This window comes from Xylophilus sp. Leaf220 (genome assembly GCF_001421705.1).
In the GTDB taxonomy this organism is placed as follows: domain Bacteria; phylum Pseudomonadota; class Gammaproteobacteria; order Burkholderiales; family Burkholderiaceae_C; genus Xylophilus.
In genome coordinates this window covers 1-14,271 of sequence record NZ_LMKO01000006.1, presented here as the reverse complement: position 1 = coordinate 14,271, position 14,271 = coordinate 1, and the positions used below count along the sequence as shown (strand labels likewise).

At 69.6% G+C, this 14,271-nt stretch carries 13 protein-coding genes; 11 read left to right on the top strand and 2 right to left on the bottom strand.

Annotated features, from left to right (window positions below; translation table 11 throughout):
* Positions 1-10: 10 nt before the first annotated feature.
* The 3 genes from ASE76_RS07305 to ASE76_RS07295 all read left to right on the top strand — a co-directional run bounded on the left by ASE76_RS07305 (position 11) and on the right by ASE76_RS07295 (position 2,177).
* Positions 11-226, top strand: coding sequence for a hypothetical protein (locus ASE76_RS07305; protein WP_055837053.1), 216 nt, complete (start codon positions 11-13; stop codon positions 224-226).
* A complete protein-coding gene (locus ASE76_RS07300) occupies positions 223-1,686 on the top strand; it encodes an ATPase domain-containing protein (RefSeq protein WP_055837051.1) in 1,464 nt (487 codons plus the stop codon). Before ASE76_RS07305 ends, ASE76_RS07300 begins: the two co-directional genes overlap by 4 nt.
* Before the next feature lie 107 nt (positions 1,687-1,793).
* A complete protein-coding gene (locus ASE76_RS07295; protein ID WP_055837048.1) occupies positions 1,794-2,177 on the top strand; it encodes a YkvA family protein in 384 nt (127 codons plus the stop codon).
* A 67-nt stretch (positions 2,178-2,244) separates the two neighbouring features.
* On the opposite strand, the gene ASE76_RS07290 is transcribed toward ASE76_RS07295, so the two are convergent.
* Both ASE76_RS07290 and ASE76_RS07285 read right to left on the bottom strand, forming a co-directional pair.
* A complete protein-coding gene (locus ASE76_RS07290; protein WP_055837045.1) occupies positions 2,245-3,843 on the bottom strand; it encodes a DUF4394 domain-containing protein in 1,599 nt (532 codons plus the stop codon).
* Between the two features lie 207 nt (positions 3,844-4,050).
* Entirely contained in the window at positions 4,051-4,983 is a 933-nt protein-coding gene (locus ASE76_RS07285; RefSeq protein WP_055837042.1) for a LysR family transcriptional regulator, read from the bottom strand.
* Between the two features lie 203 nt (positions 4,984-5,186).
* Here ASE76_RS07285 and ASE76_RS07280 point away from each other — a divergent pair, with 203 nt between their 5' ends.
* The 8 genes from ASE76_RS07280 (at position 5,187) to ASE76_RS07245 (ending at position 14,049) form a co-directional block, all read left to right on the top strand.
* Positions 5,187-5,408 (top strand): hypothetical protein, encoded by a 222-nt coding sequence (locus ASE76_RS07280; protein WP_055837038.1) that lies wholly within the window; start codon positions 5,187-5,189, stop codon positions 5,406-5,408.
* 137 nt (positions 5,409-5,545) lie between these two features.
* The gene (locus ASE76_RS07275) at positions 5,546-7,738 is read left to right on the top strand and encodes a malate synthase G (protein ID WP_055837035.1); all 2,193 of its coding nucleotides are present in this window, start codon (positions 5,546-5,548) and stop codon (positions 7,736-7,738) included.
* Positions 7,739-8,156: 418 nt separating this feature from the next.
* The gene (locus ASE76_RS07270; protein ID WP_236698375.1) at positions 8,157-8,672 is read left to right on the top strand and encodes a fasciclin domain-containing protein; all 516 of its coding nucleotides are present in this window, start codon (positions 8,157-8,159) and stop codon (positions 8,670-8,672) included.
* A 271-nt stretch (positions 8,673-8,943) separates the two neighbouring features.
* Positions 8,944-11,118, top strand: a complete 2,175-nt coding sequence (locus ASE76_RS07265) for a TonB-dependent receptor (protein WP_082448151.1) — start codon at positions 8,944-8,946, stop codon at positions 11,116-11,118.
* A gap of 119 nt (positions 11,119-11,237) precedes the next feature.
* Positions 11,238-11,507, top strand: a complete 270-nt coding sequence (locus tag ASE76_RS19945) for a cysteine-rich CWC family protein (RefSeq protein WP_082448145.1) — start codon at positions 11,238-11,240, stop codon at positions 11,505-11,507.
* Positions 11,508-11,530: 23 nt separating this feature from the next.
* Positions 11,531-11,722, top strand: coding sequence for a 4-oxalocrotonate tautomerase (locus tag ASE76_RS07255; RefSeq protein WP_055837025.1), 192 nt, complete (start codon positions 11,531-11,533; stop codon positions 11,720-11,722).
* A 35-nt stretch (positions 11,723-11,757) separates the two neighbouring features.
* On the top strand, positions 11,758-13,260 hold the full coding sequence (locus ASE76_RS07250) for a DHA2 family efflux MFS transporter permease subunit (protein WP_055837022.1): 1,503 nt from the start codon (positions 11,758-11,760) through the stop codon (positions 13,258-13,260).
* 3 nt (positions 13,261-13,263) lie between these two features.
* Positions 13,264-14,049 carry a class II glutamine amidotransferase gene (locus ASE76_RS07245; protein WP_055837019.1) on the top strand — a complete coding sequence of 262 codons (786 nt, stop codon included), beginning with the start codon at positions 13,264-13,266 and terminating at the stop codon, positions 14,047-14,049.
* Positions 14,050-14,271: the final 222 nt, after the last annotated feature.

Sequence of the window (14,271 nt, the reverse complement as noted above, 5' to 3'; positions counted from 1 at the left end):
ATACCAACCGGTGGCGCCTCCACGCAGCGAGCAGCTGGCCTGCCTGCGCGAAGACCTCGGCCGGCTCGACCTTGCCGAGGCGCGCGCGATCTCGGCCGCGCTGCTGACCACTTTTGCCGATTTGCTTACGTCGCTCATAGGCGAGCCACTGACAAACCGCCTGCTGCGCTCTGCCTGGAATCTCCCCCCGGCGGGCACGGCGCCTATCGAGGAGAAAGCGAAATGACCAACAAGGTCGAGATACGGCGGCTGAAAACGGGCGTCCCGGGACTGGACGAGCTGCTGGGAGGCGGCCTGGCCGAGTTCTCGTTCAACCTGATCGCGGGCGTGCCCGGATCCGGCAAGACCACCCTGGCGCACCAGATCATGTTCGCCCTGGCCACGCCCGAGCGGCCGGCCCTGTTCTTCACCATCCTGGGCGAGCCGACGATCAAGATGCTGCGCTACCAGCAGCAGTACGAGTTCTTCGACCTCGCCAAGGTGGGCGACTGCATCCACTTCGTGAACCTGGCCGACGAGGCCATGACCGGCGACTTCGACAAGGTGCTCGCGCGGATCGTGAGCGAGATGAGCCTGCGCAACCCGGCCTTCGTGATGGTCGATTCGTTCCGCTCGGTGGTGCAGGCGGTGCAGGCCGGCGGCCCGGGCACCGACCTGAGGCTCTTCGTGCAGCGCCTCGGGATGCACCTGACCACCTGGCAGGCGACCTCGTTCCTGATCGGCGAATACCTGGCGCTGGAGACCGAGGCCAACCCGATCTTCACCGTGGCCGACGGCATCCTGTGGATGACGCAGAACATGCTCGGCAATTCGATGGTGCGCAAGATCCAGATCGCCAAGATGCGCGGCCATGCGTCGATCCCGGGGCAGCACACCTTCCGCATCGGCGACGACGGCATCCGCGTGTTCCCGCGCATCCTGCCCGATACCGCGACCGGGTTCGACAACCAGGCCGATGCCGCAGATGGCGGGCCGGCCGTCGCCTCCCGGCTGTCGATGGGCGTGCCGGCCCTCGACGAGATGATGGGCGGCGGCCTGCCGCCCGGCTATTCGCTGCTGGTCGCCGGCCCGTCGGGCTCGGGCAAGTCGCAGCTGGCGGTCGCCTTCCTGGCGGCGGGCGTGGCGGCTGGCGAGCGCGGCGTGATCGCGGCCTTCGAGAAGACGCCGCGGCGCGCGCACAAGGTGCAGCTCGACCGGCTCGTCGCCAGCGGCGACGTGGGCATCGTCGACACCCGGGCGCTCGACCTGTCGACCGACGAGACGCTGTACGCGCTGACCGACCTGATCGAGCGCACCGGCGCCCGGCGGGTGGTGATCGATTCACTCTCGGGCTTCGAGCTGTCGCTGGCACCGATGTTCCGCGAGGACTTCCGGGAGTCGCTGCACCGGATGGTGGCGGTGCTCACCGGCATGGGCGTGGCGGTGCTGCTGATCTCAGAGCTGGAAGACCGCTACACCGACCTGCGCTTCAGCCCGTACGGCGCCGCTTTCCTGACCGACGCGATCATCGTCCAGCGCTACGTGGAGCTGGACGGCCGGATCGAGCGGGTGCTGGCGGTGGTGAAGGTCCGCAACAGCGCCCACAGCCACGAGCTGCGCCGGTTCGAGATCACCGACGAAGGCATCGCCATCGGCACCGTGCTGCCGGGCGTCGAAGGGTTGTTGAGCGGCCATCCGCGGCGCTGACCCGGCAGACGCGGGCTTCGCAGGACGCGCAGCCGGGGCCGCCCACCGCCGCAGGCGCCCCCGGCACCCGCGACAATCGGCGCGTCCGACCTATCCCCTGTCCCGACATGACCCTCGGCACCCGCCTGAAAACCTGGGCCCGGCGGCTGAAGCGCGACGGCGTCACCCTCTGGTTCGCCCTGCGGAACCCGCTGACGCCGTGGCATGCGAAGGCGCTCGGCGCCTTCGTCGTCGCCTATGCGCTCAGCCCCATCGACCTCATCCCGGATTTCATTCCGGTCCTGGGCTACCTGGACGACGTGCTCCTGCTGCCGGCCCTGATCTGGCTGACCATCCGGCTGCTCCCGCCCGACGTCCTCGCGGCTAGCCGGGTGCAGGCGGAGGGCTGGATGTCCGACCACGGCGAGAAACCGCGCAGCAGGGTGGGCGTGCTGCTGGTCCTCGGGGTGTGGCTGCTCGTGGGGGTGGCGGCGTACCGCATGCTGGCGTGACCGGCGCGACCCAGGTGCGGGGTGCATCGCCGCAAGAAGCGAAGCCGCCGCACCGAACCGAACCCGATCAGTACCGGATCGCGATGTCCCGCACCACCGGGCCGCCCGCGCCGCCGATCTGCGACAGCGCGGCGTTGCCGGACGTGTTGCCGAAGAGCGTGGCCGCGCCGGTGGCGAGCGCGATGGTGTAGAGGTTGAACGGGCCGGTGCCGGTGGGGCGCAGGGCCGCCAGCGACAGGCCGTTGGCGCCGCCCGCGATGTCGAACGCGCCCTGGCCGTTCAGCGCCACGTTGAGCGCGCCGATGTTGACCAGCGTGCCGTCGTTCGGCGGTGCCTGGCGGGCCAGCACGTTCTGGTTGGTGTCCAGGTCGAGCAGGTCGGTGGCGGTGGTGCCGGCGAAGCTGTTGGTGTAGGCCGCGGCCACCACGCTGGCCGCCGCGGTGCGGTTGATCGCGCCGTCGGTGGTGGTGGCACCGGTGTCGACATTGATGCGCAGGCTCTGGCCGGTGTTGCTGATCACCCGCAGGCGGTCGGCCACCGGGTTGAAGTCGACCGAGAAGCGCGCGCCGGCAAGGCCAGCGTACGGCAGCGTGGTGTCGGTCGGGTCGGCCGCGAGGGCCGAGACGAAGGTGGACGCGCCGGTATCGGGATCGACCGTCACCAGCCGGCCGAGCGAGGTCAGCGCGTACAGCAGGCCGTTGGCCGGACGGAAGTCGATGCCCAGCACCGTCTCGTTGGCGCCCAGGCCGCCGACCGCGACCGTGGCCGACAGCGTGTTGGGCGTGGCCGGCGCGAAGCTGCCGAGGCGCGAGGTGTCGGTCAGCACGTAGGCGCGCGGTGCGGTGGGCTGGGTCAGCGTCAGGCCGACGATCGCCTCGCCCGAGCCGATCGGGCCGACCAGCGTGGCGCCGGCGGTGCCCGACAGGGCGACGGTGTAGAGGCTGGTGCTGCCGGCGACGGTCAGGGCCGCGTAGCCGCGGTTGTTGCGGGCGTCGATGTCGAAGCCGTTGGTGCCGGTGAAGGCGACGCCCAGCGAGACCGGGCTGGCCAGCGTGCCGTTGTTGGGCGGGTCCTGCAGGTACAGGGTGCCGGCGGCGTCCAGGTTGTAGAGCTGGGTGGTGGTGGTGCCGGCGAAGGAGTTGGTATAGGCCGAGGCGGTGACGCGCGCACCGGCCACGCCGTTGATCAGGCCGTCGGCCGTGGCGGTGCCGGAGGTCACGTCGATGCGCAGGTTCTGGCCGGTATCGCTCACCAGGCGCAGGCGGTCGGCCACCGGGTTGAAGTCGAAGCCGAACTGGGTGCCCGACAGCGCGGTAGAGAGCGCCGCCTTGAAGGTCACCGCGCCGGTGGCGGGGTTCAGCGTGTAGATGCGGCCGAGCGAGCTGACGGTGTAGACGGCGCCGTCGGCCGGGCGCACGTCGATGCCCAGCAGCGTCTCGTTGGCGGCCAGGCCGGTGATCGGCAGGCTGGTGGCCAGCGCGGCGGGCGTGGTGCGGTTGAACGACACCACCCGGCCGGCGGCGGTGATCGCGATCGTGTCGCCCAGCTGCGCGCCGGGTACCGGCGTGGTGCTGCCGCCGCCATCGCCGTCGCCTCCACCGCAGGCTGCCAGGGCGGCGGTGGCGATCAGGGCGAGCGCCCAGCGGGTCTTCGGTGTGGTCTGCATGTCGGTCCTCGTTCTTGGTGGATGAATGGCATGCCGACGGAAATTGCACGGGGCAAATTCCGCAGCGGCACGCAGTCTCTAGGCACGAGAGGCTCCGGCGGATGCAGCGCCGCCGGTTACTTACGTCTTGTTGCCTGCGCGGTCGGAGGCATTTTCAAGAAAATAAGGGCTGCAGCCGGCTCCGGGCGCCGACTACACGCTATCGATTCAGGAGCGATTCTGCGATTGCCAGAAATCGGCCCGGGCGAATTGAAGCTTCAGGAAATCGACCCACAGCCGTACCCGCAGCGGCAGGTGCTTGCGCTGCGGCAGCACCGCGTAGATGCCGTTGGGCGGCGCGGCGAAGTCCTGGAGCACCGCCTCCAGCCGGCCGGCGGCGATATCGTCCTCCACCTCCCAGGTGCTGCGCCAGGCGATGCCGTAGCCGGCCAGGCACCAGTCGTGCAGCACCTGGCCGTCGGAGCAGTCGAGCGGCCCGCCCGGCTTCAGGTGCACCAGCTCCTGCCCGCCCGCGGCGCCGTGCGGCCGGAAGGCCCAGCCGCGGGTCTGCGACGCGTCGCTCGACAGGGTCAGGCAGTCGAAGCGCGCCAGCTCCGACGGATGCTGCGGCCGGCCGTGCCGCGCCAGGTAGCCGGGCGTGGCCACGCAGAGCCGCCGGTTGTCGGCCAGGCGCAGGCTGACCAGGGACGAATCGGGCATGTCGCCGACCCGGACCGCGCAGTCGAAGCCTTCGCCGGTCAGGTCGATCACCCGGTCGCTGAGGTTGAGCGACAGGGTGACGTCGGCATGCGCGCTGCGGAACCGCGGCAGCAGCGGCGCCACGTGCCGCCGGCCGAAGCCCGCCGGCGCGGTGATCCGCAGGTGGCCGCTGGCCCGCACCCCGCCGGCGCTGACGCTGGATTCGGCGTCGGCCCAGTCGGCCAGCAGCCGCTGCGCGTCCTCCAGGAAGGCGGTGCCCTCGTGCGTCAGCGCGAGCCGCCGGGTGGTGCGCACCATCAGCTTGACGCCGAGCCGCGCCTCCAGCGCATCGAGCCGCCGGCCCATGATCGCCGGCGCCACGCCCTCGGCCAGCGCGGCCGCGGTGAGGCTGCCGCGCTGGGCCACGGCGACGAAGGATTCGATCTGCTTGAACTTGTCCATGCGATGTCGATTATTGGCCGGGTGTAGATGTCGCCCCGCGGACCGTACAAATGGTCCCGGTACGGCCTTTGCTTGTACCCGCCCATGGGCCCTCTCCGGTCGGGCGATGCTTGGCGCCAACACCTGGGCCGCAGACCTGCCGGAAGGCTCTATGGAAGCATGCCAACAGGGCATACTGGGTTTTTCGGCGCACGAGGGACATCATGGCCGCCACGAAGACGTTCCGACACCAAGACTACGACCTGATCTGCACTGCCAAGCCGGTGGAGAGCGGCAAGTTCGCACCCGCCCTGACCATCTCGAAGCTGGTCTGGCCCAGCCGCCCGCGCGAGATCGCGGTGGAGCGCGGCGTGCACCTGACGGAGGACACCGCCATCGAGGCGGCGCACAAGCAGGGTATCGAATGGGTGCTGCACTACGGCTAGCCCGGTAGCCGCCATTCGTGCGGATTTGTCATGATTCAAAGCCCCGCGGGGCGATTAATCGCTGCACCGGTCTCGAATACAGTTGGGTGATGGCATTCGCCAGACGCCCTCTTCGTTCGATTCCAGGAGCCACGACCATGACCGACCGCACCACCGTCCACCGCCTGCAGGTGGCCACCGAACTGCACCGCTTCATCGAGGACAAGGTCCTGCCGGGCACCGGCGTGGCCGCCAGCGTCTTCTGGCAGGGTTTCGACGCCATCGTGCACGACCTGGCGCCGAAGAACGCCGCCCTGCTGGCCGAGCGCGACCGGCTGCAGACGGAACTGGACGGCTGGCACAAGGCCCACCCCGGCCCGATCCAGGACATGCCGGCCTACCGCGCCTTCCTGGAGTCGATCGGCTACCTGCAGCCCGCGCCCGCCCGGACCCGGGCCACCACCGCCAACGTCGATGCCGAGCTGGCGCTGCAGGCCGGCCCGCAGCTGGTGGTGCCGATCCTGAACGCCCGCTATGCGCTCAACGCCGCCAATGCGCGCTGGGGCTCTCTGTACGACGCGCTCTACGGCACCGACGCGATTCCCGAGGCCGACGGCGCCGAGAAGGGCCGGGGCTACAACCCGAAGCGCGGCGAGAAGGTCATCGCCTTCGCCCGCCGCTTCCTGGACGATGCCGCGCCGCTGGCGAGCGGCTCGCATGCGGACGCCACCGGCTACACCGTCGCGGACGGCGCGCTGGCCGTGGCCACCGCGTCCGGCACCACCGGCCTGAAGCACCCTGCCCAGTTCCTGGGCTACCAGGGCGATGCGGCCGCGCCCACCGCGGTGCTGCTGGTGCACAACGGCCTGCACATCGACATCCAGATCGACCGCGCCACCGCCATCGGCAAGACCGATGCGGCCGGCGTGTCGGACGTGGTGCTGGAGGCCGCGCTCTCCACCATCCTCGACCTGGAAGATTCGGTGGCGGTGGTGGATGCGGCCGACAAGGTACTCGCGTACTCCAACTGGCTGGGCATCCTGCAGGGCACGCTGACCGAGTCGCTGGAGAAGGGCGGCAAGACGATCACCCGCAGCCTGAGCGCCGACCGCATCTACACCGGCGCCGCCGGCGGCGAGGTGCGGCTGCACGGCCGCTCGCTCATGTTCCTGCGCAACGTGGGCCACCTGATGACCAACCCCGCCATCCTCTGGGACGGCGGCCGGGAGATCCCCGAGGGCATCCTGGACGCGGTGGTCACCACCACCATCGCGCTGCACGACCTGAAGCGCAGCGTGGAGAAGGACGGCATCGTCAACTCGCGCGCCGGCAGCGTCTACATCGTCAAGCCCAAGATGCACGGGCCGGCCGAAGTGGCCTTCGCCAGCGCGCTGTTCGGCCGCGTCGAGCAGCTGCTGGGCCTGCCCGCCAACACCGTCAAGCTGGGCATCATGGACGAGGAGCGCCGCACCAGCGTCAACCTGGCCGCCTGCATCGCCGAGGCGGCCTCGCGCGTCGCCTTCATCAACACCGGCTTCCTGGACCGCACCGGCGACGAGATGCACACCGCGATGCAGGCCGGCGCGATGCTGCGCAAGGGCGAGATGAAGACCACCAAGTGGATCGCCGCCTACGAGAAGAACAACGTGCTGGTGGGCCTGTCGGCCGGACTGCGCGGCAAGGCCCAGATCGGCAAGGGCATGTGGGCGATGCCCGACCTGATGGCCGCGATGCTCGAGCAGAAGATCGCCCACCCCAAGGCCGGCGCCAACACCGCCTGGGTGCCCTCGCCCACCGCCGCCACCCTGCATGCGCTGCACTACCACCAGGTGGACGTGGCCGCGGTGCAGAAGGAACTGGAGCAGACCGACGCCGCCAGCGTGCGCGACACGATCCTGGCCGACCTGCTGCAGGTGCCGGTATCGCCCGACCCCGTCTGGAGCGACGCCGACAAGCAGAAAGAACTCGACAACAACGTGCAGGGCATCCTGGGCTACGTGGTCCGCTGGATCGACCAGGGCGTCGGCTGCTCCAAGGTGCCCGACATCCACGACGTCGGCCTGATGGAAGACCGCGCCACCCTGCGCATCAGCAGCCAGCACATCGCCAACTGGCTGCTGCACGGCGTGGTGACCAAAGCGCAGGTCACTGCCACCTTCGAGCGCATGGCCGCGGTGGTCGACACCCAGAACGCCGGCGATCCGCTCTACCGCAAGATGGCCGGCAACTTCACCACCAGCGCCGCCTACCAGGCCGCGCAAGACTTGGTGTTCAAGGGCATCGAGCAGCCGAGCGGGTACACCGAGCCGCTGCTGCACGCATGGCGGCTGAAGGTGAAGGCGGCGGGTTGACCGGCGCATCTGCTGGCTCGCAGCGACAAAGCCGCCCGTCCTCCGGGCGGCTTTTTCTTTGGGGATGCACATACCGATTCAGCGGTCGGATGCGCAGGGACAGTTCGGCGTCTCGTCCTACGAAACCGAACTGCCGCACGGCGCGTAAACAGAACAAGCGATGGCGCTTAATGGCCGCGGTGGGTACCGCGCCCATTCGTCCCCTCTGTCCAAACATCCGGAGAACCCCATGAAAAAGATCCTCGTCGCCGCCGGCGTTGCCGCCCTCCTCACCGCCTGTGCAGGCGGCATGTCCGGCTCGGGCATGTCGGGCTCCGACGCCCGCACCAATGTCGCCACCACCAACGGCGGCACCGGCCCGATGACGCCGAACGGCCCGGCCGTCAACGGCATGCCACCACCTCCGCCACCCGCTCCGATGGCCGGTGCCGGGATGGCCGCACCGGGCATGGCGCCGGTGATGGTCGGCGGCGCGCCGATGTACGCCTCGCGCGACATCATCGACAACGCCGTCAACTCGAAGGACCATACGACCCTGGTCGCCGCCGTGAAGGCCGCCGGCCTGGTCGAGACGCTGAAGGGCCCGGGCCCGTTCACCGTGTTCGCACCGACCAACGCGGCCTTCGCCGCGCTGCCGGCCGGCACGGTCGACACGCTGCTGCAACCCGCTAACAAGCCGATGCTGACCAAGGTGCTGACATACCACGTGGTGCCCGGCCGCATCGACGCTGCGGCGCTGGCCCAGCAGATCGCTGCCGGCGGCGGACGCGCCACGCTGCGCACCGTGAGCGGCGGCACGCTGACCGCAATGATGCGCGGCCCGAACGTGATCATCACCGACTCGAAGGGCGGCATGGCCATGGTCACCACCGCCAACGTGTACCAGTCGAACGGCGTGATCCACGTCGTGGACAAGGTGCTGCTGCCGAGCTGATCGGCATCTGACCCTATGCTACATTTTATATAGCAGACAGCCGGCACAGAACACCGGCTACGGCATGTTTTCCCTCTGAATTTTCGGGGGCGGATATCGCGATACGGCGGCGCCTTCTGGCGCCGTTTCCCATGGCGCGGCCGCACCTGCGCGGCCCGCTCCGGCCGGGACGCGAGGGCGAAGAAGACTCGATACACCGCGGCGGATACGGCGTGCCAGACTCCCCGGTCGGGGCTCCTGCTTGTGGCGGCCCCTTCTGCCGAACCGCTCCATGCCTGTACCGACCTTTTCCGCCCCGCCCTTCCCTCGCCTGCGGCTGCACCTCGCCTGCGCCGGCGCGCTGTGCGGCTCGCCCCTGCTGGCAGCCGCGCAGACCGCGGGCCCTGTCGCCGACACGGTCGGGACTCTGCAGCCGATGGTGATCACTGGTGCCTCGCCCGACCGGCAGCGCTGGACGGCGCCCGCCTCGATCGACGTGATCGACGGCGAGGAGATCCGTGCCGGACAGTTGCAGGTCAACCTGTCGGAGAGCCTGGGCCGGGTGCCCGGGCTGGTGATCCAGAACCGGCAGAGCTATGCGCAGGACCTGCAGCTGTCGATCCGCGGCTTCGGCGCGCGCTCGACCTTCGGCGTGCGGGGCGTGCGGCTCTTCGTCGACGGCATTCCGGCCAGCGCACCCGACGGCCAGGGCCAGACCGCCAACTTCCCGCTGGGCAATGCCGAGCGGATCGAGGTGATCCGCGGGCCGTATTCGGCACTGTACGGCGCGTCGTCGGGCGGCGTGATCGCGCTCACCACCGCCGAAGGACGGGCACCGACCACGGTGCGCGGCGGGCTGGCGGTCGGCTCCGACGGCTTCTGGCGCGCCTCGACCCAGGCGCAGGGCATGGTCGGCGAATGGGGCTATGCGCTGGACGCCTCCCGCTTCGCCACCGACGGGCCGCGTGCCCAGTCGGCCGCCGACCGGCAGAGCGGCAACCTGAAGCTGTCGCGCCGCCACGGCGAGGGCGAGACGGCCGGCCGCCTCACCCTGCTGGCCAGCCGCCAGACCAGCTTCGCGCAGGACCCGCTCGGCCTGAGCCGGGCCGAGTTCGATGCCGACCCGGGCCGCACCACGCCCAACGCCCGGCTCTACGACACCCGCAAGAACGTCGAGCAGTCGCAGCTGGGCCTGGCCTGGCAGCAGGGGCTGGGCGGTGGGCACCAGGTGGAGTTCATCGCCTATGCCGGCCAGCGGGCGCTGACCCAGTTCCAGGCGATTCCGACCACGGTGCAGGCGCCCGCCAGCCACCCCGGCGGGGTAATCGACCTCGACCGCGACTACGGCGGCTGGAACGCCCGCTGGCGCTTCGACCGCAACACCGGCAGCGGCGACGATGCGCGCCGCTTCACCGTCACCGCGGGCCTGGCGGCCGACACGCAGCGCGAGCTGCGCCGCGGCTTCCAGAACTTCACCGGCAGCGCCACCGCGCCCACCGCCCTGGGCGTGCTGGGCGCGCTGCGCCGCAACGAGGTCAACCGCGCCACCACGGTCGATCCGTACGTGCAGGCCGAATGGGAAACCGCCGACTGGACCTGGACCGCGGGCCTGCGCCACTCGCGGGTGCGGCTGGAATCGCAAGACCGCTACATCGTGCCGGGCAACCCGAACGACAGCGGCGCCACCCGCTTCAGCGGCACCTCGCCGGTCGGCGGCGTGCGCTGGCGCTTGGCGCCGTCGCTGCAGGCGTTCGCCAGCATCGGCCGCGGATTCGAGACGCCGACGCTGAACGAGGTGGCCTATCCCCGCGCGGGCCAGAGCGGCCTGAACACGTCGCTGACGGACAGCACCAGCCGCAGCGCCGAGGCCGGCCTGCGCGGTCGGCACGGCGTGGGCGCCTGGACGGCGGCGATCTTCGACACCCGTACCCGCGACGAGATCGTGGTCGCCACCAACACCGGCGGCCGGTCGATTTTCCAGAACGCGGGTGCCACGCAGCGCCGCGGGCTGGAACTGTCGGGGGATGCGCAGCTGGGCCGCTTCACCCTCTCGTCGGCGCTGACCTTCATGCGCGCCACCTATGCCGACGGATTCGGCTCCGGCGGCCAGGCGGTCGCGGCGGGCAACCGCATGCCCGGCCTGCCGCAGCGCCAGGCCTATGCGCAGGTGGCCTGGGAGCCGGGCCGCCTGCCCGGCATCTACACGCTGGAGATGCGGCACACCGGCAAGGTGTCGGTGGACGACCGCAACACCGACTTCGCCGCGTCGGCCACCGTCTTCAACCTGGGTGCCCGGTTCCAGCAGGAATTCGGCGCCTGGAAGTTGCGCCAGTTCGTGCGGATCGACAACTTGGCCGACCGCCGCTATGCCGGTTCGGTGATTGTCAACGAAGGCAACGGCCGCTTCTTCGAGCCGGCGCTGCGCCGGGCGGTATATGCGGGGGTGGAGCTGGAACGGCGGTTCTGACCGTCGGCCTGTCTGCTATTCAATCGATAGCTGGCAGCCCTTGAACGGCGCCGGCCCGGCATCGATACGGTTACCAATTCCCACCCACCGTCGTCCTCACCCCACCTAGACTTTCCTGCATGGCGACCCTGCCCTCTTCCACCGCGCAGGCGAACGATCGGCCCGCCGACATCGACGCCGCGCGCTGCATCGCCTGCGGCGGCCCGAACGGCTGCGCCATGGCGGCCAGCGGCCAGGCTGCGGATGCCGCCGCCTGCTGGTGCATGGCGCCCGGCGCGGTCGATCGGGCCGCGCTCGCCGCCATCCCGACGGCGCTGCGGGGCCGTGCCTGCCTTTGCGCGCGGTGTGCCGTCGCGGCTTCTATCATCGGCCCGTCGATTTCCCCTTAACCACTCCCAAGGAACATACCGCGATGCCCACGTACCACGTCGAAATGATGGAAGGCCGCACGGTCGAGCAGAAACAGAAGCTGGTCGCCGAGATCACCCGCGTGTCGGTCGAGATCCTGGGCGGCTCGCCCGATTCGGTCGACGTGATCATCACCGACATCCAGCGCCACAACTGGGCCACCGGCGGCAAGCTCTGGTCCGAACCGCGCGACTGACGCGCCGCACCGCCCGCACGCACCTTCCGCCCCCGATGGCCGCCACCGCCGACACCTCCCACACCGCGCTGCGGGAGCGGCACGGCCCGCGCTACCGCTGGCTGCTGCTGCTCAGCGTCATGGTCGGCACGATGGCGTCGATCATGTCGTCGACCATCGTCAACGTGGCGATCCCGGGCCTGAGCCATTACTTCGCGCTGGGACAGGAACGGGCGCAGTGGGTGTCGTCGGGCTTCATGGTCGCGATGACGGTGTCGATGCTGGCCACGCCCTGGCTGCTCGACCGCTACGGCTACCGCCGCACCTACATGGGCGCGATGGTGCTGCTGCTGGCCGGCGGCGTGGTCGGCGGTTTCGCCGACGCCTTCTCCCTGGTGCTGGGCGCCCGGGTGGCCGAGGGGCTGGCGGCCGGGGTGGTGCAGCCGATCCCGGCCATCATCATCCTGCGCGCCTTCGCGCCGCACGAGCAGGGGCGTGCCAGCGGCATCTTCGGCATGGGCGTGGTGCTGGCCCCGGCCATCGGGCCGAGCATCGGCGGGCTGCTGGTCGACCTGTTCGGCTGGCGCTCCATCTTCTTCATGGTGGTGCCGTTCTGCCTGGCGTCGCTCTGGCTGGCGCGCATCTTCGTGCCGACCAACGCGCCGGGCGGTGTCGCGGCCCAGCGCAGCGCGGGCGCGGGCATCGACTGGCGCGGTCTAGTGCTGGCCGCGGCGGGCACGCTGTGCCTGCTCAACGGGCTGGTCTCGCTGCACGGCGACGGCGCCGTCCAGGCGGCCCTGCTGCTGACCGGTGCGGTCGCGGCACTCGTCGCCTTCATCTGGTGGGAGCGCCGGATCGCGGCGCGCGGCGCGCAACCTTTGATGAACCTGGCGCTGTTCGGCTACCGGCAGTTCGCGATGGGCAGCGTGGTGTCGTTCATCTACGGCACCGCGCTGTTCGGCTCGACCTACCTGCTGCCGGTCTACATGCAGCTGGGGCTGCAACTGTCGGCTTCGCTGGTGGGCACCATCCTGCTGCCGGCGGGCATCGTGCTGGCGATCACCATCGCCGGCGTCGGGCGGCTGGCGGATCGGCACCCGACCTACATCCTGGTGTCGATCGGATTGGCGCTGCTGGCGGCTTCGTTCGGGCTGATGGTGGTGGTCGGGTTGCAGACGGCGCTGTGGGTGCTGGTGGCCTTCGCGATCCTCGGGCGCATCGGGCTCGGATTCATCCTGCCCTCGCTCAACCTCGGGTCGCTGCAACCACTAGCGCCGGCGCTCATCTCGCAAGGGGCCAGCGTGATCAACTTCGTGCGCATGCTAGGCGGAGCTGCGGGCATCAGCCTCTGCGGCATCGTGCTGGAATGGCGGCTGGCCGCGCACGGCGATTCGCTGACCAATCCCGTCACCAGTCCCGCGCGATTGGCCGCCTTCAACGAGACGTTCGTCATGCTGGCGCTGATGTGCCTGTTGGCACTGGCGGCCGCGTCGCAGTTGCGCATGCGCAAGCCGGCCGCGGTCGCACCTCTTTCCACGCCTGCCCCGGAGAACCGATAAGCGATGTGCCAACTACTGGGCATGAACTGCAATACCCCCACCGACATCGCTTTCAGCTTTTCGGGGTTCTCGCAGCGCAGCGGCCGCACCGGCGACCATGCGGACGGCTGGGGCATCGCGTTCTTCGAGGAGGAACTGGGGCTGCGCCATTTCGTCGACCACCTGCCGGCGATCGACTCGCCGATCGCCGACCTGATCCGAAAATATCCGATCAAGAGCCGCAACGTCATCGCCCACATCCGCAAGGCGACCCAGGGCGCGGTGAACCTGCAGAACTGCCACCCGTTCGTGCGCGAGCTATGGGGACGTTACTGGGTCTTTGCGCACAACGGCGACCTGAAGCAGTTCGTACCGCGGCTGCACGGCAACTTCCGGCCAGTCGGTGCGACCGACAGCGAAGCCGCTTTCTGCTGGTTGATGCAGGAGCTGGCCAAGTCGCATGCGATGCTTCCCAGCGTCGACGAGCTTACGCTGACGCTGGGCGAACTGGTGCCGCAACTCTCGTCGCACGGCACTTTCAATTTCCTGCTGTCGAACGGCCAAGCGCTGTGGGCGCACGCCTCGACGAACCTGTACTACCTGGAACGCCGGCATCCGTTCATGCCCGCCGAGCTGGAGGACGACGAACTCAGCATCGATTTCGCCTCGTGCACCACCCCGCAGGACCGGGTGGCGATGATCGTGACCGCACCGTTGACGAGCAACGAAGAGTGGACGGCCTTCGGACAAGGCGAATTGAAAGTGTTCGTCGATGGCGCGCTGCATGCGCGCGCGGCGGATCGGCGTTAGAGCGGTGGCGGCACTACTGCCGTTGTCCTCTTTCGAGAGATTCGAAGCGGATATTTGCGCCATCCGCTATCAGCTATCAGCTATCAGCTATCGGATATGAAGCGTTTTGCGCCCGCAAAAGGTAAAGCCCCCGCATCTTAGGGATGCGGGGGCTTTACGGGCTGTAGGAGCCTGACGATGACCTACTTTCACACGGGAACCCGCACTATCATCGGCGCGGAG

Coding starts and splice junctions, on each gene's coding strand:
- ASE76_RS07300 (WP_055837051.1), top strand. CDS start 223: ATGACCAACAAGGTCGAGATACGGCGGCTGAAAACGGGCGTCCCGGGA.
- ASE76_RS07295 (WP_055837048.1), top strand. CDS start 1,794: ATGACCCTCGGCACCCGCCTGAAAACCTGGGCCCGGCGGCTGAAGCGC.
- ASE76_RS07290 (WP_055837045.1), bottom strand. CDS start 3,843: ATGCAGACCACACCGAAGACCCGCTGGGCGCTCGCCCTGATCGCCACC.
- ASE76_RS07285 (WP_055837042.1), bottom strand. CDS start 4,983: ATGGACAAGTTCAAGCAGATCGAATCCTTCGTCGCCGTGGCCCAGCGC.
- ASE76_RS07280 (WP_055837038.1), top strand. CDS start 5,187: ATGGCCGCCACGAAGACGTTCCGACACCAAGACTACGACCTGATCTGC.
- ASE76_RS07275 (WP_055837035.1), top strand. CDS start 5,546: ATGACCGACCGCACCACCGTCCACCGCCTGCAGGTGGCCACCGAACTG.
- ASE76_RS07270 (WP_236698375.1), top strand. CDS start 8,157: ATGGCCGGTGCCGGGATGGCCGCACCGGGCATGGCGCCGGTGATGGTC.
- ASE76_RS07265 (WP_082448151.1), top strand. CDS start 8,944: ATGCCTGTACCGACCTTTTCCGCCCCGCCCTTCCCTCGCCTGCGGCTG.
- ASE76_RS19945 (WP_082448145.1), top strand. CDS start 11,238: ATGGCGACCCTGCCCTCTTCCACCGCGCAGGCGAACGATCGGCCCGCC.
- ASE76_RS07255 (WP_055837025.1), top strand. CDS start 11,531: ATGCCCACGTACCACGTCGAAATGATGGAAGGCCGCACGGTCGAGCAG.
- ASE76_RS07250 (WP_055837022.1), top strand. CDS start 11,758: ATGGCCGCCACCGCCGACACCTCCCACACCGCGCTGCGGGAGCGGCAC.
- ASE76_RS07245 (WP_055837019.1), top strand. CDS start 13,264: ATGTGCCAACTACTGGGCATGAACTGCAATACCCCCACCGACATCGCT.